Below are 20,368 nucleotides of genomic sequence, written 5' to 3'. Positions count from 1 at the left end.
AGCATGCACGACGAACTGCCGTTCCAGCTCTACAGCGCCCAGCAGGTGCGGGATCTCGATGCCCAACTGATCGCCGGCGGTCTGCCCGGTCTCGAGTTGATGCGCCGCGCCGCCGCTGCGGCCTGGCGCTCGCTGCGTCATGGCTGGCCCCATGCCGGTGCCCTCTGCGTGCTGGCCGGGGGCGGCAACAACGCCGGGGATGGCTATCTGGTCGCCGCCTTGGCGCGCAAGGCCGGCTGGCAGGCGCGCGTCTGGTACCTGGCCGATCCAAGCGGTCTCAGCGGCGATGCCGCCCTGGCCCATGCCGAGGCCCTGGCCGCCGGTGTGGATATCCAGCCCTGGCGTACGGACGCGCCACTGGCCGGGGTGCTGATCGATGCCCTGCTCGGCACCGGGCTCAAGGGTGCGGCGCGCGAGCCCTACGCCGCGGCCATCGAGCGGATCAACGTCAGCGAGCTGCCGGTGGTGGCCATCGATATCCCGTCCGGGCTGGACGCCGACACCGGGGCGGCAGCGGGAGCCCTGGTGCGCGCCGACCTGACCATCACCTTCATCGGCCTCAAGCTCGGCCTGTTCACCGGCAAGGGCCCGGATCACGTCGGCAGCCTGGTGTTCGAGCCGCTGATGGAGGAGCCGCAGAATCCCGCCCACGCCACCGCGCAGCGGCTGGCGCCCGGCAACCTGCCACGGCTGGCGGTGCGCCCGCTGAATGCGCACAAGGGCCAATTCGGTCACCTGCTGGTGATCGGCGGCGACGAGGGCACCGGTGGCGCGGCCATCATGACCAGCGAAGCGGCGCTGCGCTGCGGCGCCGGCATGCTCAGCCTGGCGACCCGGCCGTCCAATGTCACTGCGGTACTGGCGCGGCGGCCCGAGGTCATGGTCGCCGGGGTGCATTCCAGCTTCGCCGTGCTCGAACTGGCCAAGAAAGCCGATGTGCTGGCCGTCGGACCCGGGCTGGGGCAGGGCGCCTGGGGCAAGGCGCTGGCCAGCGCCGCCGCGACGCTGGACGTGGCCCAGGTGTGGGACGCCGATGCGCTCAATCTCCTGGCCGCCGGGGTGGTCGAGGCGCCGCGCGGGCCCTGGGTGATGACGCCGCACCCGGGCGAGGCGGCGCGGCTGCTCGGCCGGTCGATCAAGGAGATCGAGGCCGATCGCCCCGGCAGCGCTCGCGAACTGGCCCGGCGCTATGGCGGCGTGGCCCTGCTCAAGGGCTTCGGTACCCTGATCGCCCATCCGGACGGACGCATGGCGCTGTGTGGCGAGGGCCATCCGGCGATGGCCACCGGTGGCCTGGGGGACATCCTCACCGGTATCATCGCGGCCCTGCTGGGGCAGGGGCTGCCACCCTTCGAGGCCGCCTGCCTGGGCGCCTGGCTGCACGGTCGGGCCGGCGCCGAGCTGGGTCGCCAGGGCCGCGGCCTGGCCGCCAGCGATCTGCCCCTGGTCGCCCGCCAGTTGCTCGAGGAACTCCAGCCATGCCTGAACTGACCCTGCACGCCGCCGACGAAGCCGCCATGTATGCCCTGGGAGCCCGCCTGGCCCGGGCCAGCGGCGGTCGCGGTGTGCTCTACCTGCACGGCGACCTGGGCGCCGGCAAGACCACCCTGTCGCGCGGCATCCTGCGCGGCCTCGGCCATGCCGGGGCGGTCAAGAGCCCCACCTTCACCCTGGTCGAGCCCTATGAATTGGCCAGCGGCGCGGTCTACCACTTCGATCTCTATCGCCTGGCCGATCCGGAAGAGCTGGAATTCATGGGGATTCGCGACTACTTCACACCCGAAGCCTTGTGCCTGGTGGAATGGCCCGAACGTGGCCAGGGCTTTTTGCCAAAGCCGGACCTGGACATTACCATTACGCCACGCGCCGACGGCCGTGATCTCCGCCTGGTCAGCCAGGGGGCTCATGGCGAGGCCTGGTGCGCCGCCCTCGCGTCCTAGGACGCCGATCCCCGTTCTCCAGCTATACGGTCGCAGGCATGCGCAAGCGTTTTCTCAGGTCGGGACTCGGCCTGTTGTTGTTGATCCTCAGCAGTCAGCTGCTGGCCGCCACCCAGATCAAGGGCATGCGCGTCTGGCGCGCACCCGACAATACCCGGCTGGTGTTCGATCTCACCGGCCCGGTCAAGGCCAGCGTCTTCACCCTCAGCGCCCCGGACCGCATCGTCATCGACCTGTCCGGCGCGCAGCTCGACGGCGGGCTGAACGAGAAGCCGCTGCGCAACACCCCCATCACCGGCCTGCGGGCGGCCCAGCGCTCGCCGGGCGAGGTGCGCCTGGTGCTGGACACCAAGGGCGCCCTGACGCCCAAGAGCTTCACCCTGGCGCCCAACAAGGAGTACGGCAACCGCCTGGTGGTCGATCTCTACGACCAGGGTACCGATCCGGCCACCAGTGACATCCCGGCCACCGTCACGCCCAACCTGCCGGCGACCCCGGTGACCCCGGCCCAACCGGCCACCCGTCTGCCGGCCGGACCCAGCGGCAAGCGCGACGTGGTGGTGGTGATCGACCCGGGCCACGGCGGGGAAGACCCCGGTGCCATCGGCCGTGGTCGGCTGTACGAGAAGAACGTGGTGCTGGCCATCGCCCGGCAGCTGCAGGCCAATCTCAACCGGCAGAAGGGCTTTCGCGCCGAGCTGACGCGCACCAGTGACTACTTCATCCCGCTGCGCCAGCGGCAGGTCATCGCCCGCAAGAAGGGCGCAGACCTGTTCATCTCCATCCATGCCGATTCGGCGCCCAGCGCCAGCGCCGAGGGCGTCACCGTCTTCGCCCTGTCCCAGCGCGGCGCCACCTCCGAGGCGGCGCGCTGGCTGGCCGATTCGGAAAACCGCTCCGACCAGGTCGGCGGCGTCTCCGATGCCCTGGACAACAAGGACCCGATGCTCGCCGGGGTGCTCATGGACCTGTCCATGACCGCCACCGTGGCCTCCAGCCTGGAAGTCGGCCAGACCATCCTCAGCCAGGTCGGGCGCGCCACCAAGCTGCTCCACTCGCGGGTGGAGCAGGCCGGGTTCATGGTGCTGAAGTCGCCGGACATCCCCTCGATCCTGGTGGAGACCGGCTTCATCACCAACGCCAACGAATCGGCCAAGCTCGCCAGTCCCGCGCACCAGGGCCTGCTCGCCCGGCAGATCCAGTCGGGCATCGTGCAGTACTTCCAGCATCGTCCGCCGCCGGGTACCTACCTGGCCTGGCAGCGCGAGCAACGCGGCGACAAGGTCGGAGTGGTGCGCGGCGTCGACCAGCACCGCGTGCAGCCCGGCGAAAGCCTGAGCCTGATCGCCCGGCGCTATGATGTCGACCTGTCCACCCTGCGCGCCGCCAATGGGCTGCGCGGCAATCGCATCCGTTCCGGTCAGGTGCTGACCATCCCCACCCACGAACTGGCGGCCAGCAATGACTGAACCCCGGCGCATCCAGCTGCTCAGTCCGCGGCTGTCCAACCAGATCGCCGCCGGCGAGGTGGTCGAACGCCCCGCCTCGGTGGCTAAGGAGCTGCTGGAGAACAGCCTGGATGCCGGTGCCCGGCGCATCGACGTCGAGGTGGAGCAGGGCGGGATCAAGCTGCTGCGGGTACGCGACGACGGCCACGGCATCCCGGCGGATGACCTGCACCTGGCCCTGGCGCGCCATGCCACCAGCAAGATCTACCACCTGGACGAGCTGGAAAGCGTCGCCAGCCTGGGGTTTCGCGGCGAAGCCCTGGCCTCGGTCAGCTCGGTGTCGCGCCTCACCCTGACCTCCCGCCACCTGGGCGAAGACCAGGCCTGGCAGGTGGAGACCGAAGGCCGCGAGATGCAGCCGCGGGTGCAGCCCGCCGCCCATCCCCAGGGCACCTCGGTGGAGGTGCGTGACCTCTTCTTCAATACCCCGGCGCGGCGCAAGTTCCTGCGCGCCGAAAAGACCGAATTCGATCACCTGCAGGAAGTGGTGCGGCGCCTGGCGCTGGCGCGCTTCGACGTGGGCTTCCACCTCAGACACAACGGCAAGAGCGTGCTCGCCCTGCACCCGGCCGGCGATCCGCAGAGCCAGGGGCGTCGGGTCGGCGCGGTCTGCGGGCCGGCCTTCCTCGAGCAGGCGCTGCCGCTGGACATCGAGCGCGGCGGCCTGCGCCTCTGGGGTTGGGTGGGCCTGCCGACCTTCTCGCGCGGCCAGGCCGACCTGCAGTACTTCTACGTCAACGGCCGCATGGTGCGCGACAAGCTGGTCGCCCATGCCGTGCGCCAGGCCTATCGCGACGTCCTCTACAACGGCCGTTACCCGGCCTTCGTGCTGTTCCTCGAAGTGGATCCGGCGACGGTGGACGTCAACGTCCACCCCACCAAGCACGAGGTGCGTTTCCGCGACAGTCGCCAGGTCCACGACTTCCTCTACGGCACCCTGCACCGGGCGCTGGGCGACATCCGCCCGGACGACCAGCTCGCCGTGGTGGCGCCCACCGCCCCGGCACCGCTGAGCGGCCCCGCCGCCGGTGAGTTCGGTCCCCAGGGCGAGATGCGCCTGGCCGCCGCCGTGCTGCACGACAGCCCCGCGCCGCCCGCCCAGCCCCTCGCCAGTGGCGGTGGCTCGGCTGGCGCGCGCTACAGTCCGGCGCCGCAGCCCTATGCCGGGGCGCTCGTGGCCGAGGTCCAGAGCGCCTACCAGGCGTTCTTCGCCCCGCTGCCGGAGGGTGCTGCCAGCGCTCCGCTGCCGGCGGAGCAGGGCGACGTGCCGCCGCTGGGCTATGCCCTGGCCCAGCTCAAGGGCATCTACATCCTCGCCGAGAACGCCCAGGGGCTGATCCTGGTGGACATGCACGCCGCCCACGAGCGCATCACCTACGAGCGGCTCAAGGTGGCCATGGCCAGCGAAGGCCTGCGCGGCCAGCCGCTGCTGGTGCCCGAGTCCCTGGCGGTCAGCGAGCGCGAGGCCGATTGCGCCGAAGAGCACGGTCAGTGGTTCGAACGCCTCGGCTTCGAGCTGCAGCGCCTCGGCCCCGAGACCCTGGCGATCCGCCAGATCCCGGCGCTGCTCAAGCAGGCCCAGGCCGCCCGGCTGGTGCAGGACGTGCTCGCCGACCTGCTGGAATACGGCACCAGCGACCGCATCCAGGCGCACCTCAACGAATTGCTCGGCACCATGGCCTGCCACGGCTCGGTCCGCGCCAACCGGCGGCTGACGCTGCCGGAGATGAATGCCTTGCTGCGCGACATGGAAACCACCGAGCGCAGCGGCCAGTGCAACCACGGCCGTCCGACCTGGGCCCAGCTCAGCCTGGACGACCTGGACAAACTCTTCCTGCGCGGCCGCTGACCGCCCCGCCGCGTCCTGCGCGGCGCCCTTCGAGAATCCCGCATGACCACCCCCCTGCCGCCCGCCATCTTCCTCATGGGGCCGACCGCCTCCGGCAAGACCGATCTCGCCATCGAGCTGGCCCGGCTACTGCCCATCGAGCTGATCAGCGTGGATTCGGCGCTGGTCTATCGCGGCATGGACATCGGCACCGCCAAGCCCAGCGCCGCGCTGCTGGCGGCCTATCCGCACCGGCTGGTGGACATCCGCGATCCGGCGGAAAGCTATTCCGCGGCCGACTTCCGTACCGATGCCCTGGCGGCCATGGCCGAGATCACCGCCGCCGGGCGCATTCCCCTGCTGGTCGGCGGCACCATGCTCTACTTCAAGGCCCTGCTCGACGGCCTGGCCGACATGCCCGGCGCTGATCCGGCGGTACGCGCCGAGATCGAGGCCCAGGCCGCGGTCGCCGGCTGGGGCGAGATCCATCGGCAACTGGCCGAGGTCGATCCGGTGTCCGCGGCGCGCATCCACCCCAACGATCCCCAGCGGCTGTTGCGGGCCCTCGAGGTGTTTCGCGTCAGCGGTCGCTCGATGACCGAGCATCGCGCGCTGCAAATGCGTGCCACTGCCGATTCGAACGGGGCGCCCCAGACACAATTGCCCTATACTGTCGCCCAATTGATCCTGGCACCCGGCCGGCGTGAGGTGCTCCATGCGCGGATCGCCGAGCGCTTCGAGCTCATGCTGGAACAGGGTCTGATCGACGAAGTCTCAGCCTTGCGGGAGCGTCCCGATCTGCATCCTGGCCTGCCGTCCATGCGATCCGTAGGCTATCGTCAGGTCTGGGAATTCCTGGAAGGGGAATGCACGCGGGAAGAGATGGTGGCGCGTGGCGTGGCGGCCACGCGGCAGTTGGCGAAGCGGCAGTTGACCTGGTTGCGTGGCTGGCCCGCCGCGCAGACGTTCGACAGCTTGGCTTGTGACAATCTGCCGCGGATCTTGAAATGCCTCGCCGGCGACTCCATATCGCCCCGCAGCTGAATCGTTTTTGTCCGCGTGTCCATGGTGGGCAGCGGAAGCTGGCATGTCGCCAGACCGGTATTTTCATTTCTTTAGGAGAGCGACACGATGTCAAAAGGGCACTCGCTACAAGACCCTTACCTGAACACCCTGCGTAAAGAGCGCGTTCCGGTTTCCATTTATCTCGTCAACGGCATCAAGCTGCAGGGTCAGATCGAGTCCTTCGACCAGTTCGTGATCCTGCTCAAGAACACCGTCAGCCAGATGGTCTACAAGCATGCGATCTCCACCGTGGTGCCCAGCCGCCCGGTGCGCCTGCCCAGCTCCGAGACCGGTGAGTCGGATAGCGAATAAATAACGAGAGGAGCGCCCTGTTGTTCTTCGAGCGTCACGAAGGTGGTGAGCGGGCCATTCTGGTCCATCTGGAAGGCCTGCATCCGGAGGCGCGTGAAGATCCTCAGGAGTTTCTCGAACTCGCGCGGTCGGCGGGTGCGGAGACCGTGGCCTTCATCACGGTGAATCGCAGCCAGCCGACCGCGCGTTTTCTCATCGGTACCGGCAAGGTCGAAGAGCTGCACGATCAGGTGCACGCCAAAGGCGCCGACCTGGTCATCTTCAACCATGACCTCACGCCCAGCCAGGAACGCAATCTCGAAAAAGCCTTCGAGTGCCGCGTCCTGGACCGTACCGGCCTCATTCTCGACATCTTCGCCCAGCGCGCCCGTACCCACGAGGGCAAGCTGCAGGTGGAGCTCGCCCAGCTCGAGCACATGAGCACCCGGCTGGTCCGCGGCTGGACCCACCTCGAGCGCCAGAAGGGCGGTATCGGCCTGCGCGGCCCGGGTGAAACCCAGCTGGAAACCGACCGCCGTCTGCTGCGGATTCGTATCCGCCAGATCCGCCAGCGCCTGGACAAGGTGCTGAGCCAGCGCGAACAGGCGCGCCGCGGCCGCCGTCGCGCCGAGATCCCCGCGGTCTCCCTGGTCGGCTATACCAACGCCGGCAAGTCCACCCTGTTCAACAGCCTCACCGCCTCCGGCGTCTATGCGGCGGATCAGCTGTTCGCGACCCTGGATCCTACCTTGCGCCGCTTGCAGCTGCCGGACCTGGGACCGATCGTGCTGGCCGATACCGTGGGCTTTATCCGCCACCTGCCGCACAAGCTGGTCGAGGCCTTCCGCGCGACGCTGGAGGAATCCAGCAACTCCGATCTGCTGCTGCACGTGATCGATGCCCATGAAGAAGATCGGCAGCTGCAGATCGAGCAGGTCGAGGCGGTGCTGCACGAGATCGGCGCCGATGAGCTGCCGATGCTGGAGATCTACAACAAGATCGACCTGCTCGAAGGCGTCGAACCGCACATCCAGCGCGACGACGAGAGCGGCCGTCCGATCCGGGTCTGGGTCTCGGCTCGTGAAGGCAAGGGGCTCGACCTGATCGGCCAGGCGGTGGCGGAGCTGCTCGGCGAAGACCTCTTCGTCGGGGTGTTGCGCCTGCCGCAGCGCCACGCCCGGCTGCGCGCCCAGCTGTTCGAGCTAGGGGTGGTGCAGCAGGACGATCACGATGACGAAGGCAATATCCTGTTGTCTGTACGAGTACCCCGCGCCGAACTCAATCGACTGCTCAGCCGGGCCGGTGAAGAGCCGGAAGTCTTTATCCAGCAACATGTTTTGCAATAAACCCCTGCTCGGCGCTTTTGTCCGGGCAGGGACCATCCGGTAGCATTGGTCGACGCGCCATTTCGGCGCGTTTTCGCGTTATCAGTAGGGAGAGCGCTATGGCTTGGAACGAGCCCGGTGGCAACTCGAACAATCAAGACCCCTGGGGCGGCCGCAACAACAACGGCGGCGGCAATGGTGGACGCAAGGGGCCGCCGGATCTCGACGAAGCCTTGCGTAAGTTTCAGGACCGCATCAACCGCCTGGTTGGTGGCAAGAAGCGGTCCGGCGGCAGCGGCGGCGACAGTCTCGGTTCGGGGGGTGGCAAGGGTCTGCTGCTGCTCGGCGTGCTGCTGGTCGGTGCGCTGTGGCTGTACAACGCCGTCTACGTCGTCGACGAGCAGGAACAGGCGGTGGTGCTGCGCCTGGGCAAATACCATGAGACGGTAGGGCCCGGCCTGAACATCTACTTCCCGCCCTTCGAGACCAAGTACCAGGAAAACGTCACCCGCGAGCGGGCCTACAGCAAGCAGGGCGCCATGCTGACCCAGGACGAGAACATCGTCGAGGTGCCACTGACCGTCCAGTACCGCATCACCAACCTCAAGGACTTTGTCCTCAACGTGGACCAGCCGGAGGTCAGCCTGCAGCAGGCGACCGACAGCGCCTTGCGCCACGTGGCCGGCTCCTCGACCATGGACCAGCTGCTGACCGACGGCCGCGAGCAGGTCGCCACCAGCGTCCGCGAACGGCTGCAGCGCTTCCTCGACACCTACGGTACCGGCATCACCGTGACCCAGGTGAACATCCAGAGTGCCTCGGCTCCGCGCGAGGTCCAGGAAGCCTTCGACGACGTCATCCGCGCCCGCGAAGACGAGCAGCGCGAGAAGAACCAGGCCGAAGCCTATGCCAACGGGGTGATTCCCGAGGCCCGCGGTGCCGCCCAGCGCATCATCGAGGAAGCCAATGGCTACCGTGACGAGGTCGTTGCCCGGGCCCAGGGTGATGCCTCGCGCTTCAGCCAGCTGGCGGTCCAGTACGCGGTCAATCCGCAGCTGACCCGCGAGCGTCTGTACATCGAGACGATGCAGGAAGTGCTCGGCCAGTCGAGCAAGGTCATGGTGACCACCCAGGCCGGCCAGAACCTGCTCTATCTGCCGCTCGACAAGCTGATGCAGAACCGTGCCCCGGCGCCGACCTCGGCGATCAGCAGTGGCGCTGCCCCCGCGGCGTCGAGCGACACGGCCGCTTCGGTCATTCGCAATCTGCCGCAGTCCACCGAAGCGCGTACGAGGGAGAGCCGCTGATGAGCAATAAATCGCTGGCCGCGCTGATCGTCGTGGTCGTCCTGGGCCTCGCCGCCTGGAGCAGTCTGTTCGTGGTGAAGGAGACCGAGCGTGCGGTAATGCTGCGCTTCGGTCGCGTGGTCGAGCCCAATCTGGAGCCCGGCCTGCACTTCAAGATTCCCTACGTCAACCGGGTGCGCAAGTTCGATGCCCGCCTGCAGACGCTGGACACCCCGACGCAGCGCTTCCTGACGCTGGAAAAGAAAGCGGTAATGGTGGATGCCTACGCCAAGTGGCGCATCTTCAATGCCGATCGCTACTACACCGCGACCTCGGGTCTCAAGCAGATCGCCGACGAGCGCCTGCTGCGCCGCCTGGAAGCCGGTCTGCGCGACCAGTTCGGTCGCCGTACCCTGCACGAGGTGGTGTCCGGCGAGCGGGATGCCATGGTCGGCTCGCTGACCGCGGCGCTGAACAAGATGGCCAACCAGGAGCTGGGTATCGAGGTGCTGGACGTGCGCGTCAAGGCCATCGACCTGCCCAAGGAAGTCAGTCGCAGCGTCTACGAGCGGATGAGCACCGAGCGGGAGCGGGAAGCCCGCGAGCACCGCGCCAAGGGTCGCGAGCTGGCCGAAGGCATCCGTGCCGACGCCGATCGTCAGCGCCGGGTGCTGCTGGCCGAAGCCTATCGCCAGGCCGAGCAGGCCCGGGGTGAAGGTGACGCCCAGGCGGCCCAGGTCTATTCCCAGGCCTACTCGAAGAATCCGTCGTTCTTCTCCTTCTATCGCAGCCTGCAGGCCTATCGCTCCAGCTTCTCCAGCAAGAGCGACGTCCTGGTGCTGGATCCGAAGAGCGATTTCTTCAAGTATTTCCAGAGTCCGGGGCAGTGAGGGGCGGGATGAACGGCAGCTAGGCTTCACTCGTCGTTCATCCCCGATCGCCGATTTTTTCGTGTTATCATGAATCAGCCGGGGCCATCCCCGGCTTTTTTGCGTCCGTACGAAACCCGTGGAAGGGCAACGCCCTGGCTGATCCGGGTAGCAATCCACGGCAGAGCGGCTCGTTTCCGCAGCAGGACTTCCCCGGGAGTTCGCTGCCTCGACCTTGGCAGCCGCGTGCCGATCCATGACATGGAGAAGAGGCCTAATGGCTACGGTAGACCGCTGGCTGCTGCCTGACGGTATCGAGGAAATCCTGCCGCCCGATGCGGCGCGCATCGAGGCCGCGCGGCGTCGGGTGCTGGAGCTGTTCCATTGCTGGGGCTACGAGTTCGTCATCACCCCGCACCTGGAATTCCTGGAATCGCTGCTTACCGGCGCGGCCAAGGAACTGGAGCTGCGCACCTTCAAGGTGACCGATCCCAGTTCCGGCCGCCTCATGGGCTTTCGTTCCGACATCACGCCCCAGGTGGCCCGCATGGAGGCCCACAGCCTCAAGCAGAGCGGTCCGAGCCGGCTGTGCTACGCCGGCAGCGTGCTGCATACCCGGCCACGGGCACTGTCCACCTCGCGCAGCCCGATCCAGGTCGGTGCCGAGCTCTATGGTGTTCCCGGCAGCGAAGGGGATCTGGAAGTCATCAGCCTGATGCTCGACGTGCTCGAGCAGGCCCAGGTGGCCGATGTGCACATGGACCTGGGTCACGTCGGCATCTATCGCGGGCTGTGCCAGGTCGCCGGTGTCTCGGGAGCCAGTGAGCAGCAGCTATTCGACGCCCTGCAGCGCAAGGCGGTCGACGAGGTCGCCGAGCTGACCGCCGCCCTGCCCGCCGCCGAGCGCGGCTGGTTGCGCGCCCTGGTCGAGCTGAGTGGCGATGCCGCGGTGCTGGACCAAGCCCGCCAACGCCTGGCGGGCGCCCCCGCGCCGGTGATCCAGGCGCTGGGCGAGCTGGAAGCCCTGGCCGAGTCGCTCGCCGGTCGCTTCCCGGGCATGCCGCTGTATTTCGATCTGGGTGAGCTGCGCGGTTACCACTATCACACCGGGGTGGTCTTCGCCGCCTTCGTGCCCGGTACCGGCGAGTCCATCGCCCAGGGCGGGCGCTACGACAACATCGGCGCCGACTTCGGTCGTTCGCGGCCGGCTACCGGCTTTTCCACCGACCTCAAGACCCTCGTCGAGCTGGGCACCGCCGTGCTGGACGAGCCGCGTCGCGGCATCTGGGCCCCGGCTGGCGATGCCCCGGCGCTCTGGCAGGCCGTGCGCGAGCTGCGCGCCGCCGGCGAGCGGGTGGTCCAGGCCACCCGCCACGACGACGAAGACCAGCTGCGCACCGCGGGCTGCGACCGGCGTCTGGTCGAGCAGCAGGGTGTCTGGGCGGTAGTGCCCTTGAATTCCTAAACACCGGATCTGGCATCCGGGTGAACGTGAGCATCGTCGGCCTGGCCGACAGAAATCTTCCTGACAGGGGATAAGGTTATGGGTAAGAACGTCGTCGTCCTGGGCACCCAGTGGGGTGATGAGGGCAAGGGCAAGATCGTGGACCTGCTGACCGACCAGGCCGCTGCCGTGGTGCGTTATCAGGGCGGCCACAACGCCGGCCATACGCTGGTCATCGATGGTCAGAAGACCATCCTGCGGCTGATTCCCTCGGGCATCCTGCGCGCCGACACCCAGTGCCTGATCGGCAATGGCGTGGTGCTGTCGCCGGAAGCCCTGTTCAAGGAAGTCGGCGAGCTGGAGGCCCGCGGCGTGCCGGTGCGCGAGCGCCTGCGCATCAGCTCCGCCTGTTCGCTGATCCTGCCCTACCACGTGGCCCTGGACCAGGCCCGCGAGAAGGCCCGTGGTGAAGCCAAGATCGGCACCACCGGTCGCGGCATCGGCCCGGCCTACGAAGACAAGATCGCCCGGCGCGGCCTGCGGGTCGGCGACCTGTTCCATCCCGAGCGCTTCGCCGCCAAGCTCAAGGAAGTGCTGGACTACCACAACTTCGTCCTGCAGAACTATTTCAACGAGCCGCCGGTGGACTTCCAGAAGACCTACGACGAGGCCATGGAGCACGCCAAGGTCATGCAGCCGCTGGTCATGGACGTGGTCAGTCGCCTGCACGAGCTGCGCAAGGCCGGCGAGAACCTGATGTTCGAAGGCGCCCAGGGCACCCTGCTGGACATCGACCACGGTACCTATCCCTTCGTCACCAGTTCCAACACCACCGCCGGTGGCGTGGCGACCGGTTCCGGCGTGGGCCCGCTGTACCTGGACTACATCCTCGGCATCACCAAGGCCTACACCACCCGTGTCGGTTCCGGTCCCTTCCCGACCGAGCTGTTCGACGAGACCGGTGCCTACCTGGCCAAGCAGGGGCATGAATTCGGTTCCGTCACCGGCCGCCCGCGCCGTTGCGGCTGGTTCGATGCGGTCATCCTGCGTCGCTCCATCGAGATCAACAGCATCTCCGGTCTGTGCCTGACCAAGCTGGACGTGCTCGATGGCCTGGAAACCGTGCGCATCTGCACCGGCTACAAGGACGCCGCTGGCAACCTGCTGACCGAGGCGCCCACCGACGCCGACAGCTACACAGGTCTGCAGCCGGTCTACGAGGAGATGCCGGGCTGGAGCGAGTCTACCGTCGGCGCCCAGAGCCTCGAGGCGCTGCCGGCCAATGCCCAGGCCTATATCCGCCGCATCGCCGAGCTGGTCGAGGCGCCGATCGACATCGTCTCGACCGGTCCGGATCGCAAGGAAACCATCGTGCTGCGCCATCCCTTCGCCTGAGTGCGCCAAAAGGATGCAGCCTGAAAAGCCCCGCCCCGCGGGGCTTTTCGCATTCTGGGGTGGGAGCGACGCTGGTTGATCCAGGGCAACCGCTGGTCCGGAATGGCCAGCATATTGCTATGACTATTCAAGGTTGTGGCTCCAGCTCTGCGCCGGTCGGCCGACAGCCTGTCACTGTCCCTTGCCGTTGGAGACCCCCATGTCGTTTCTCTTGTCCTTGCTGCGCAGTCGCCTGTTGCTGCCGGTGTTCGTCAGTCTGGTGCTCGCCGTCGTCCTCCAGGTCGCGCTGGCGGTATGGCTCACCCAGGATGCGGTAAAGGGGTTGCAGTCGGGGTTGGCCGAGCGGCTGTCGGGAGAATCCGAGCGGCTGGCGGACAACCTGCGGCAAGCCGGTGGCGAGGTGGATGGCAGCCTGGCCGAGCTGGCGGGCCAGACCCGCACACGCCTCGCCGAAGGCCTGTCGCAGCGCCTCACCCGGGAGCGTCAGCAGGTGGGCGAGACCCTGACCGCGACGCTGAAGAGCAATGCCCGAAACCTGGCCGAATTGCTGGCTGGTGTCGCGCCCAAGGCCATGTGGGATGCCGACGTCCCGGCGCTGTCCGATCTGGCGCGGCGGGCGCAGAGCAATCCCGACGTGCTCTTCGTGGTCTTCCAGGATGCCCAGGGTCAGAACCTGACGCGCTACCTCAATCGTCAGGACGAGCGCGTTGCCCGCTTGCTCGCCGCCGGCCAGGGCGAGGGTGCCCTGGCCAAGGTGCTGGAGGCGGCCACCCGCGATCCGTCGGTCTACCGGGTGGATGCCTCCATCAATCCCAATGGGGTGGAGATCGGCAAGGTGGTGGTGGGCTTCTCCACCCAGTCCATCGACCGCGCCGGCGTCGCTCTGGATCAGAGCTTCAAGACCCTGATCGAGGATGCCGGCGGCCTGGTGTCCAGCAGTGTGGCGGCCGCGGCCAAGGGCAGCGCGGCGACCCTGTCGGCGCGCCTGGAGGGAACCCGCCAGACGGCCCTGGCGATGAGTCGCAACGCCAGCGAGACGGTCGCCGCCCTGGCCGGGACGCTGCGTTGGCAGATCGCCCTGGGGCTGATCCTGGTCGGGGTGGTCATGGTGCTGGCGGTGGCCCTGGTGCTGGGGCGTCGGGTGCTGAGCCGGATCGGCGTATTGCAGCGCGCCCTGGACGACCTGGCGGCGGGGGAGGGGGATCTCACCCGGCGGTTGAACCTGGGGCAGGGTGACGAGATCCAGGCATTGGGCGGTGCGGTGGATCGTTTCATCGCCAAGCTCCAACCGCTGGTGAGCGAGGCCAATGGCGTCGCCGCGCGCACCGGCGAGGAGATCCGTGGCCTGGCTGGCAGCAGTGCCACCGCCGAGGCCGCGGCGCAGCGGCAGCGCGAGGAGGTGGCCCGTAGCCTGGAGGCCCTGTCCGGCATCGCCGCGGAAGCCGAGGGTGAAAGCGCCGCCATGCAGGGCGCCCTGCAGCAGGTGGAAGCCATTCGCAGTTCCACCCAGAGCAACGCGCGGATCGCCAGCCAGGTGGCCCAGGGCATCGAAGGCCTGGTGACCCAGGTCGAGTCCGGCGCCCAGGTGATCGAGCGGCTGGCGGCCCAGAGCGAGCAGATCGAGGTGGTGCTGGACGTGATCCGCGGGATCGCCGAGCAGACCAACCTGCTGGCGCTCAATGCCGCCATCGAGGCCGCGCGTGCCGGCGAGAGTGGCCGGGGCTTCGCGGTGGTCGCCGACGAGGTGCGCGCCCTCGCCAGCAAGACCCAGGAATCCACCGGCAGCATCCGCACCCACATCGCCGGGTTGCAGGAGGGCGCTCGCGAAGCGGTGGCGGCCATCGGCGAGGCGCGCCAGCAGGCGAGCAGCGGCCTGGCCGTGCTGCGCGACAGCAATCGGATCCAGCAGGACGTCCACCTCGCGGTGGATCAGGTGCATGCCAGCATGAGCACCGCTGCCCAGGCGGCGCGCCGCCAGGCCGAGGGCGCCGCGGCCGTGCGCCTGCGTGTCGAGGTGATCCATGGCGAGGCCCTGAAGGCGGCCGAGTCGATGGCGGCCACCGCGCGCGGCGGGCGTACCCTGGCGGAGCTGGCCGCGCAGTTGCGCGGCAGCCTGGGGCAATTCAAGGCGTAGCCTCCGGGCTGCGCTTTTTCGCGGGCAAGAAAAAACCGGCCGAAGCCGGTTTTTTCAGTGCGTCCGATCAGGGATCGTCCGCTTGGTATTGGTGCCCAGGAGAAGACTCGAACTTCCACGGTGTTGCCACCGCTAGGACCTGAACCTAGTGCGTCTACCAATTCCGCCACCTGGGCCTGCAGTGCGACTTCTGATCGCTTCCCGTCGCCCTTACGGGGTTCGGGATTAAAAAACCGGCTAGCGCCGGCTTTTCGTCGACCGATCTGCAAATCGATCGACTATAATGAGTGGTGCCCAGGAGAAGACTCGAACTTCCACGGTGTTGCCACCGCTAGGACCTGAACCTAGTGCGTCTACCAATTCCGCCACCTGGGCACTCAATGCGATGATCGCTCATCGACTCCGACGTCGCAACTGCTCACGGCGTCGTGGGGCGGCACTTTACTCAGGGGTCGTTTGCTTGTAAACCCCTGCTGTGAAAAATATTTTTATTGAGCATGCCAGACTAACTATTGCGCGGTTTTCACGTTTCAATAGGCTTCATGGCATCTCCTACCGTACATCGACATAGAAGGTAACCCCAGACTGATGGCCGATTGGCAATCCCTCGATCCCGAGGCCGCCCGGGAAGCGGAAAAGTACGATAACCCCATTCCGAGTCGCGAACTCATTCTGGCTCATCTCGCCGACCGCGGCGCTCCGGCCACTCGGCCGCAGCTCGCCGAGGAATTCGGCCTCGTCACCGAAGACCAGCTCGAAGCCCTTCGGCGCCGCATGCGCGCCATGGAGCGCGACGGTCAGGTGATCTACACCCGCCGTGGCGCCTATGCGCCCATCGACAAGCTGGACCTGGTACGGGGTCGCATCGCCGGTCACCGGGACGGCTTCGGCTTCCTGATCCCCGACGACGGCAGCGACGATCTCTTCCTCAGCCCGGCGCAGATGCGCCTGGTGTTCGATGGCGACATCGCCCTGGCGCGGGTCGCCGGCCATGACCGTCGTGGTCGGCGCGAAGGCGGCCTGGTGGAAGTGGTCAACCGGGCCCACGAGTCCCTGGTCGGGCGCTTCTTCCAGGAGAGCGGGCTGGCCTACGTGGTGCCGGACAATCCCAAGATCGGCCAGCAGGTGCTGGTGCCCGAAGGCAAGCACGGCGGCGCTGCCCATGGTCAGTTCGTGCAGGTGCGCATCGACGAGTGGCCCACCACCTTCCGCCAGGCCCAGGGCGAGGTAATCGAGATCCTCGGCGACTACATGGCGCCGGGCATGGAGATCGAGGTCGCGCTGCGCAGCTACGACATCCCCAACGAATGGCCCAAGGCCGTCGAGAAGGAGGCCGCCAAGCTCAAGCCCGAGGTGGAGGAGAAGGACAAGCAGAAGCGCATCGACCTGCGTCAGCTGCCCTTCGTCACCATCGATGGCGAAGATGCCCGCGACTTCGACGACGCCGTCTATGCCGAGCCGAAGAAGTCCGGCGGCTGGCGCCTCTACGTGGCCATCGCCGACGTCTCCCACTACGTCAAGGTCGGCTCGGCGCTGGACGCCGAGGCGGAGAAGCGCGGCAACTCGGTGTATTTCCCCGAGCGGGTCATTCCCATGCTGCCGGAAGCCCTGTCCAACGGGCTCTGCTCGCTGAATCCCCAGGTTGATCGCCTGGCCATGGTCTGCGAGATGACCATCGCCGCCTCCGGCCGCATGACCGGCTACCAGTTCTACGAAGCGGTCATCCATTCCCATGCGCGGCTGACCTACAACAAGGTCTCCGCGGTGCTGGAGCAGCCCAAGTCGGTCGAAGGCAAGCAGTTGCGCAAGCAACTGGGCGACGTGGTGCCGCATCTCGAGCAGCTCTATGGGCTGTACAAGGTGCTGCTGGCCGCGCGCCACGTGCGTGGTGCCATCGATTTCGAGACCCAGGAGACGCGCATCGTCTTCGGTGCCGATCGCAAGATCTCGGAAATCCGCCCGACCCAGCGCAACGACGCCCACAAGCTGATCGAGGAGTGCATGCTGTGCGCCAACGTGGCCACCGCCAAGTTCCTCGAGAAGCACAAGGTTCCCGCCCTGTATCGGGTACACGACGCGCCGCCCCTGGAAAAGCAGACCAACCTCCGCCAGTTCCTCGGTGAGATGGGCCTGTCGCTGACCAAGGGCAAGGCCAATCCGGTGCCCTCGGACTACCAGGCGCTGCTGCAGCAGATCCGCGAGCGTCCGGACTTCCGCCTGATCCAGACCGTCATGCTGAGGTCCTTGAGCCAGGCGGTCTACAGTCCGGACAACAACGGTCACTTCGGTCTCAACTACGAGGCCTATACCCACTTCACCTCGCCGATCCGCCGTTATCCGGACCTGTTGATCCATCGTGCGATTCGCAGCGTGATCCGCTCCAAGCTGGAGACCAAGCACGTCAAGCGCGCGGGCGCGACGAGCATGGCCAAGGCGCGGATCTATCCCTACGACGAGCTGCGTCTGGATCAGCTCGGTGAGCAGTGCTCCATGACCGAGCGCCGCGCCGACGAAGCCACCCGTGACGTCTCCAACTGGCTCAAGTGCGAGTTCATGAAGGATCGGGTCGGCGAGACCTATGCCGGCGTCATCACCGCGGTGACCGGCTTCGGCCTGTTCGTCGAGCTGTCCGAGGTCTTCGTCGAAGGCCTGGTGCACGTCACCGCGCTGCCGGACGACTACTACCACTTCGACAGCGTCCATCATCGTCTTTCCGGCGAGCGCAGCGGCCGCAGCTACCGCCTGGGCGATCCGATCGAGGTGGTGGTGGCGCGCGTCGACCTGGATGAGCGCAAGATCGATTTCGTGCTGCCGGCCAGTGCTGGCGCACCCCGGGTCCGCGAAGAGCGCGAGCCGCGCCGCAAGCGTGACAATCGCGGTCGCCGCCGCGACGCCCCGGTTGAAGACCAGGCCGTCGCCCCGACGCCGGAAGCCCCGGCCACCTCGGTGTCGCCGGAACTGCTGGAGCAGGCCGACAAGCTGCTGGGCAATACCGACGTCAAGCGCAGCCGCGCGGTGAAGCAGGCGTTGCTGGCGGAAGCCAAGGTCGAGGGCGGCAAGCCCCCGGCCAAGGGCAAGTCCAGCGGCCAGGGCAAGGCCAGCGCTCAAGGCAAGTCCGGTACCCAGGGCAAGGCCGGCGCTCAGGGCAAGACCGACAAGAGCAAGGCCAGCGCCACGGCCAAGGCGCGTACCGCTCCGGCGGCCCGTCAGTCCAAGGCGTCCAGCGCCGCGGCCGAAGGCGCCGCCGCGGTGGAAGCCAAGGTCAAGAAGGCCAAGGCCGTCGCCGCCAAGAAGAAGACGGCGAGCCAGCCCAAGGACGAGGGGCAGGCCGCGGCCGCTGCCAAGGCCAGAACCAAGGCCAAGGCGAAGAAGCCGCATCGCAAGGGTCAGTCGCGCCCCAAGGATGACGCATGAGCCAGTTGGAAACCGTCTACGGTATCCACGCCGTGGAAGCGCTGCTGCGCTTCCATCCGCGCCGCGTCAAGCAGCTGTGGATCGCCGATGGACGCCGTGAGCCGCGCGTCGAGGCCTTGCTGGAACTGGCCGCCGGCCAGCGCCTGGCGGTGGAAACCAAGCCCCGTGCCCAGCTCGACGAACTGGCCGAAGGGGTGCACCAGGGGGTGCTGGCGCAGGTCAGCCCCAGCCAGGTCTGGGGCGAGGCCATGCTCGAGGAATTGCTCGACCGGGCCGAGGGGCCGCCGTTGCTGCTGGTGCTGGATGGCGTGACCGATCCGCACAACCTCGGCGCCTGCCTGCGCAGCGCCGATGCCGCCGGGGCACTGGCGGTGATCGTGCCCAAGGACAAGTCCGCCACCCTGACCGCGGTGGTGCGCAAGGTGGCCTGCGGCGCGGCCGAGGTGTTGCCGCTGGTGGCCGTCACCAACCTGGCGCGCACCCTGGAAAAGCTGCAGAAGCGCGGTCTGTGGATCGTGGGCACCGCCGGTGAGGCGACCCAGGAGATCTATGACATCGACATGAGTGGTCCGACCGTGGTGGTCATGGGGGCCGAAGGCAAGGGCATGCGCCGGCTCACCCGCGAGCACTGCGATCACCTGGCCCGCCTGCCCATGGCTGGCAGTGTCAGCAGTCTCAACGTCTCGGTGGCGACCGGTGTCTGCCTGTTCGAAGCCGTGCGCCAGCGACGCGCCTCGCCGTCCTGATGGGAACATGAGGAAACGCCTGGGCGCCTGGGAAGTGCGTATCGCACTATACGAATCGCGCTGCAATGCGCAGAATACCAGGCTAGCCTTGGGAAACCCCGGGGTGAGGCAGGTAAACGAGAGGATGCCCGCGTGAGTCAGGAGATCCAAGAGCCGGTCGGCTTGCGAGTGCTGCTTGTCGAAGACGATGCCACGTTGCGCATGCTGACCACGGAAGTCATCGAAGAGCTGGACCACCAGGTCACGGCCGTCGCCTCGGCGGAGGCCGCCCTGGAGCTGCTGCCGCAGGGCGAGCACGATGTACTGTTCACCGATATCGGGCTGGGTGGCATGTCCGGTATCGAATTGACGCGGTGCGCCCTGGTGATGGATCCGGCGCTGCGCATCGTCGTCGCCTCGGGTTATGCCTTCGAGCCCGAGCCGGGCATGGAGGAGCGGGTCGGGGTGCTGATCAAGCCCTACGACCTGAACAAGATCCGCCAGGCCCTGGCCGACGTGCGACGCTGAGTACCCCGCGCTGGCCGGCGGTCGCGCCGGTCATGCCCGCGGTTGCGCCTCCGGGCGCCCTTCTCTAGAATGTCGCCCCTTGCCCGGAGTGCGTCCGTACTCCGCCGGGCAAGTCACCCGAACTATTCACTCCTTGCCTGACCGCGTCTGCGCGGCAGGCTGCAACCCGTAAGGAGCATTAAATGCGTCATTACGAAGTCGTGTTCCTGGTTCATCCGGACCAGAGCGAACAGGTGGGCGGCATGGTCGAGCGCTACACCAAGGCTATCGAAGAAGACGGTGGCAAAGTCCATCGCCTGGAAGACTGGGGCCGTCGTCAGCTGGCTTACGCCATCGACAACGTTCACAAGGCTCACTACGTACTCATGAACATCGAGTGCAGCGCCAAGGCCCTGGCCGAGCTGGAAGACAACTTCCGCTACAACGACGCCGTGATCCGCAACATGATCCTGCGCCGTGACGAGGCCGTCACCGGTCAATCCGAGATGCTCAAGGCCGAAGAAAACCGCAACGAGCGTCGCGAGCGTCGCGAGCGTCCCGCCGAGTCCGAGTCTGAGTCCGCCGATGGCAACTCCGACGACGCCGACAGCGCCGAGTAATCTGGATCTAGCGAGGA

At 67.3% G+C, this 20,368-nt stretch carries 16 protein-coding genes, 2 tRNA genes and 1 pseudogene; 17 read left to right on the top strand and 2 right to left on the bottom strand.

Annotated elements, in window-relative coordinates:
- Nucleotides 1–3: 3 nt before the first annotated feature.
- The 13 genes and pseudogenes from FSV73_RS22850 (at nucleotide 4) to FSV73_RS26275 (ending at nucleotide 15,085) form a co-directional block, all read left to right on the top strand.
- Nucleotides 4–1,491 carry an NAD(P)H-hydrate dehydratase gene (locus tag FSV73_RS22850; RefSeq protein WP_145011949.1) on the top strand — a complete coding sequence of 496 codons (1,488 nt, stop codon included), beginning with the start codon at nucleotides 4–6 and terminating at the stop codon, nucleotides 1,489–1,491.
- Nucleotides 1,479–1,940, top strand: a complete 462-nt coding sequence (gene tsaE / locus FSV73_RS22845; RefSeq protein WP_145011947.1) for a tRNA (adenosine(37)-N6)-threonylcarbamoyltransferase complex ATPase subunit type 1 TsaE — start codon at nucleotides 1,479–1,481, stop codon at nucleotides 1,938–1,940. Before FSV73_RS22850 ends, tsaE begins: the two co-directional genes overlap by 13 nt.
- Before the next feature lie 38 nt (nucleotides 1,941–1,978).
- Complete coding sequence (locus FSV73_RS22840) at nucleotides 1,979–3,409, top strand: N-acetylmuramoyl-L-alanine amidase (RefSeq protein ID WP_145011944.1); 1,431 nt, start codon at nucleotides 1,979–1,981, stop codon at nucleotides 3,407–3,409.
- Nucleotides 3,402–5,297, top strand: coding sequence for a DNA mismatch repair endonuclease MutL (gene mutL / locus FSV73_RS22835; RefSeq protein WP_145011941.1), 1,896 nt, complete (start codon nucleotides 3,402–3,404; stop codon nucleotides 5,295–5,297). Before FSV73_RS22840 ends, mutL begins: the two co-directional genes overlap by 8 nt.
- A 42-nt stretch (nucleotides 5,298–5,339) precedes the next feature.
- Nucleotides 5,340–6,320, top strand: coding sequence for a tRNA (adenosine(37)-N6)-dimethylallyltransferase MiaA (gene miaA, locus FSV73_RS22830; RefSeq protein ID WP_145011937.1), 981 nt, complete (start codon nucleotides 5,340–5,342; stop codon nucleotides 6,318–6,320).
- Between the two features lie 87 nt (nucleotides 6,321–6,407).
- Nucleotides 6,408–6,653: an RNA chaperone Hfq gene (gene hfq, locus FSV73_RS22825; protein WP_059231646.1), complete on the top strand. Its 246-nt coding sequence runs from the start codon at nucleotides 6,408–6,410 to the stop codon at nucleotides 6,651–6,653.
- Between the two features lie 20 nt (nucleotides 6,654–6,673).
- On the top strand, nucleotides 6,674–7,978 hold the full coding sequence (gene hflX, locus FSV73_RS22820) for a ribosome rescue GTPase HflX (RefSeq protein ID WP_145011934.1): 1,305 nt from the start codon (nucleotides 6,674–6,676) through the stop codon (nucleotides 7,976–7,978).
- A 98-nt stretch (nucleotides 7,979–8,076) separates the two neighbouring features.
- Nucleotides 8,077–9,264, top strand: a complete 1,188-nt coding sequence (hflK, locus tag FSV73_RS22815) for an FtsH protease activity modulator HflK (protein WP_145011931.1) — start codon at nucleotides 8,077–8,079, stop codon at nucleotides 9,262–9,264.
- Complete coding sequence (gene hflC, locus FSV73_RS22810; protein ID WP_017642910.1) at nucleotides 9,264–10,133, top strand: protease modulator HflC; 870 nt, start codon at nucleotides 9,264–9,266, stop codon at nucleotides 10,131–10,133. The genes hflK and hflC overlap by 1 nt, the downstream gene beginning before the upstream one ends.
- A 256-nt stretch (nucleotides 10,134–10,389) precedes the next feature.
- Nucleotides 10,390–11,577, top strand: coding sequence for an ATP phosphoribosyltransferase regulatory subunit (locus FSV73_RS22805; protein WP_145011928.1), 1,188 nt, complete (start codon nucleotides 10,390–10,392; stop codon nucleotides 11,575–11,577).
- Nucleotides 11,578–11,655: 78 nt separating this feature from the next.
- A complete protein-coding gene (locus FSV73_RS22800) occupies nucleotides 11,656–12,951 on the top strand; it encodes an adenylosuccinate synthase (RefSeq protein ID WP_145011924.1) in 1,296 nt (431 codons plus the stop codon).
- Between the two features lie 199 nt (nucleotides 12,952–13,150).
- Nucleotides 13,151–14,227: pseudogene (locus FSV73_RS26280) on the top strand (HAMP domain-containing protein); the annotation flags it as partial.
- A gap of 186 nt (nucleotides 14,228–14,413) precedes the next feature.
- Nucleotides 14,414–15,085 carry a methyl-accepting chemotaxis protein gene (locus tag FSV73_RS26275; RefSeq protein ID WP_437179310.1) on the top strand — a complete coding sequence of 224 codons (672 nt, stop codon included), beginning with the start codon at nucleotides 14,414–14,416 and terminating at the stop codon, nucleotides 15,083–15,085.
- An 89-nt stretch (nucleotides 15,086–15,174) separates the two neighbouring features.
- On the opposite strand, the gene FSV73_RS22790 is transcribed toward FSV73_RS26275, so the two are convergent.
- Both FSV73_RS22790 and FSV73_RS22785 read right to left on the bottom strand, forming a co-directional pair.
- Nucleotides 15,175–15,261 (bottom strand) — tRNA-Leu (locus FSV73_RS22790).
- A 112-nt stretch (nucleotides 15,262–15,373) separates the two neighbouring features.
- A tRNA-Leu gene (locus FSV73_RS22785) sits at nucleotides 15,374–15,460 on the bottom strand.
- Between the two features lie 213 nt (nucleotides 15,461–15,673).
- Between FSV73_RS22785 and rnr the strand changes: the two genes are divergently transcribed.
- From rnr to rpsF, 4 genes are all read left to right on the top strand, one after another.
- Nucleotides 15,674–18,499 carry a ribonuclease R gene (rnr, locus tag FSV73_RS22780; RefSeq protein WP_145011918.1) on the top strand — a complete coding sequence of 942 codons (2,826 nt, stop codon included), beginning with the start codon at nucleotides 15,674–15,676 and terminating at the stop codon, nucleotides 18,497–18,499.
- Complete coding sequence (gene rlmB, locus FSV73_RS22775) at nucleotides 18,496–19,245, top strand: 23S rRNA (guanosine(2251)-2'-O)-methyltransferase RlmB (protein ID WP_145011915.1); 750 nt, start codon at nucleotides 18,496–18,498, stop codon at nucleotides 19,243–19,245. The genes rnr and rlmB overlap by 4 nt, the downstream gene beginning before the upstream one ends.
- Nucleotides 19,246–19,377: 132 nt before the next feature.
- Nucleotides 19,378–19,752, top strand: a complete 375-nt coding sequence (locus FSV73_RS22770) for a response regulator (protein WP_145011912.1) — start codon at nucleotides 19,378–19,380, stop codon at nucleotides 19,750–19,752.
- Between the two features lie 182 nt (nucleotides 19,753–19,934).
- Nucleotides 19,935–20,351 (top strand): 30S ribosomal protein S6, encoded by a 417-nt coding sequence (gene rpsF, locus FSV73_RS22765; protein ID WP_145011909.1) that lies wholly within the window; start codon nucleotides 19,935–19,937, stop codon nucleotides 20,349–20,351.
- The last annotated feature ends 17 nt before the right edge of the window (nucleotides 20,352–20,368 follow it).

Origin of the sequence: Pseudomonas oryzihabitans (assembly GCF_007665395.1) — a bacterium.
Taxonomy (GTDB): domain Bacteria; phylum Pseudomonadota; class Gammaproteobacteria; order Pseudomonadales; family Pseudomonadaceae; genus Chryseomonas; species Chryseomonas psychrotolerans_C.
Note: the sequence above shows the minus strand (reverse complement) of the source record. Positions and strands in the feature narration are given on the sequence as shown.

Coding starts and splice junctions, on each gene's coding strand:
- FSV73_RS22850 (WP_145011949.1), top strand. CDS start 4: ATGCACGACGAACTGCCGTTCCAGCTCTACAGCGCCCAGCAGGTGCGG.
- tsaE (WP_145011947.1), top strand. CDS start 1,479: ATGCCTGAACTGACCCTGCACGCCGCCGACGAAGCCGCCATGTATGCC.
- FSV73_RS22840 (WP_145011944.1), top strand. CDS start 1,979: ATGCGCAAGCGTTTTCTCAGGTCGGGACTCGGCCTGTTGTTGTTGATC.
- mutL (WP_145011941.1), top strand. CDS start 3,402: ATGACTGAACCCCGGCGCATCCAGCTGCTCAGTCCGCGGCTGTCCAAC.
- miaA (WP_145011937.1), top strand. CDS start 5,340: ATGACCACCCCCCTGCCGCCCGCCATCTTCCTCATGGGGCCGACCGCC.
- hfq (WP_059231646.1), top strand. CDS start 6,408: ATGTCAAAAGGGCACTCGCTACAAGACCCTTACCTGAACACCCTGCGT.
- hflK (WP_145011931.1), top strand. CDS start 8,077: ATGGCTTGGAACGAGCCCGGTGGCAACTCGAACAATCAAGACCCCTGG.
- hflC (WP_017642910.1), top strand. CDS start 9,264: ATGAGCAATAAATCGCTGGCCGCGCTGATCGTCGTGGTCGTCCTGGGC.
- FSV73_RS22805 (WP_145011928.1), top strand. CDS start 10,390: ATGGCTACGGTAGACCGCTGGCTGCTGCCTGACGGTATCGAGGAAATC.
- FSV73_RS22800 (WP_145011924.1), top strand. CDS start 11,656: ATGGGTAAGAACGTCGTCGTCCTGGGCACCCAGTGGGGTGATGAGGGC.
- FSV73_RS26275 (WP_437179310.1), top strand. CDS start 14,414: ATGCAGGGCGCCCTGCAGCAGGTGGAAGCCATTCGCAGTTCCACCCAG.
- rnr (WP_145011918.1), top strand. CDS start 15,674: ATGGCCGATTGGCAATCCCTCGATCCCGAGGCCGCCCGGGAAGCGGAA.
- rlmB (WP_145011915.1), top strand. CDS start 18,496: ATGAGCCAGTTGGAAACCGTCTACGGTATCCACGCCGTGGAAGCGCTG.
- rpsF (WP_145011909.1), top strand. CDS start 19,935: ATGCGTCATTACGAAGTCGTGTTCCTGGTTCATCCGGACCAGAGCGAA.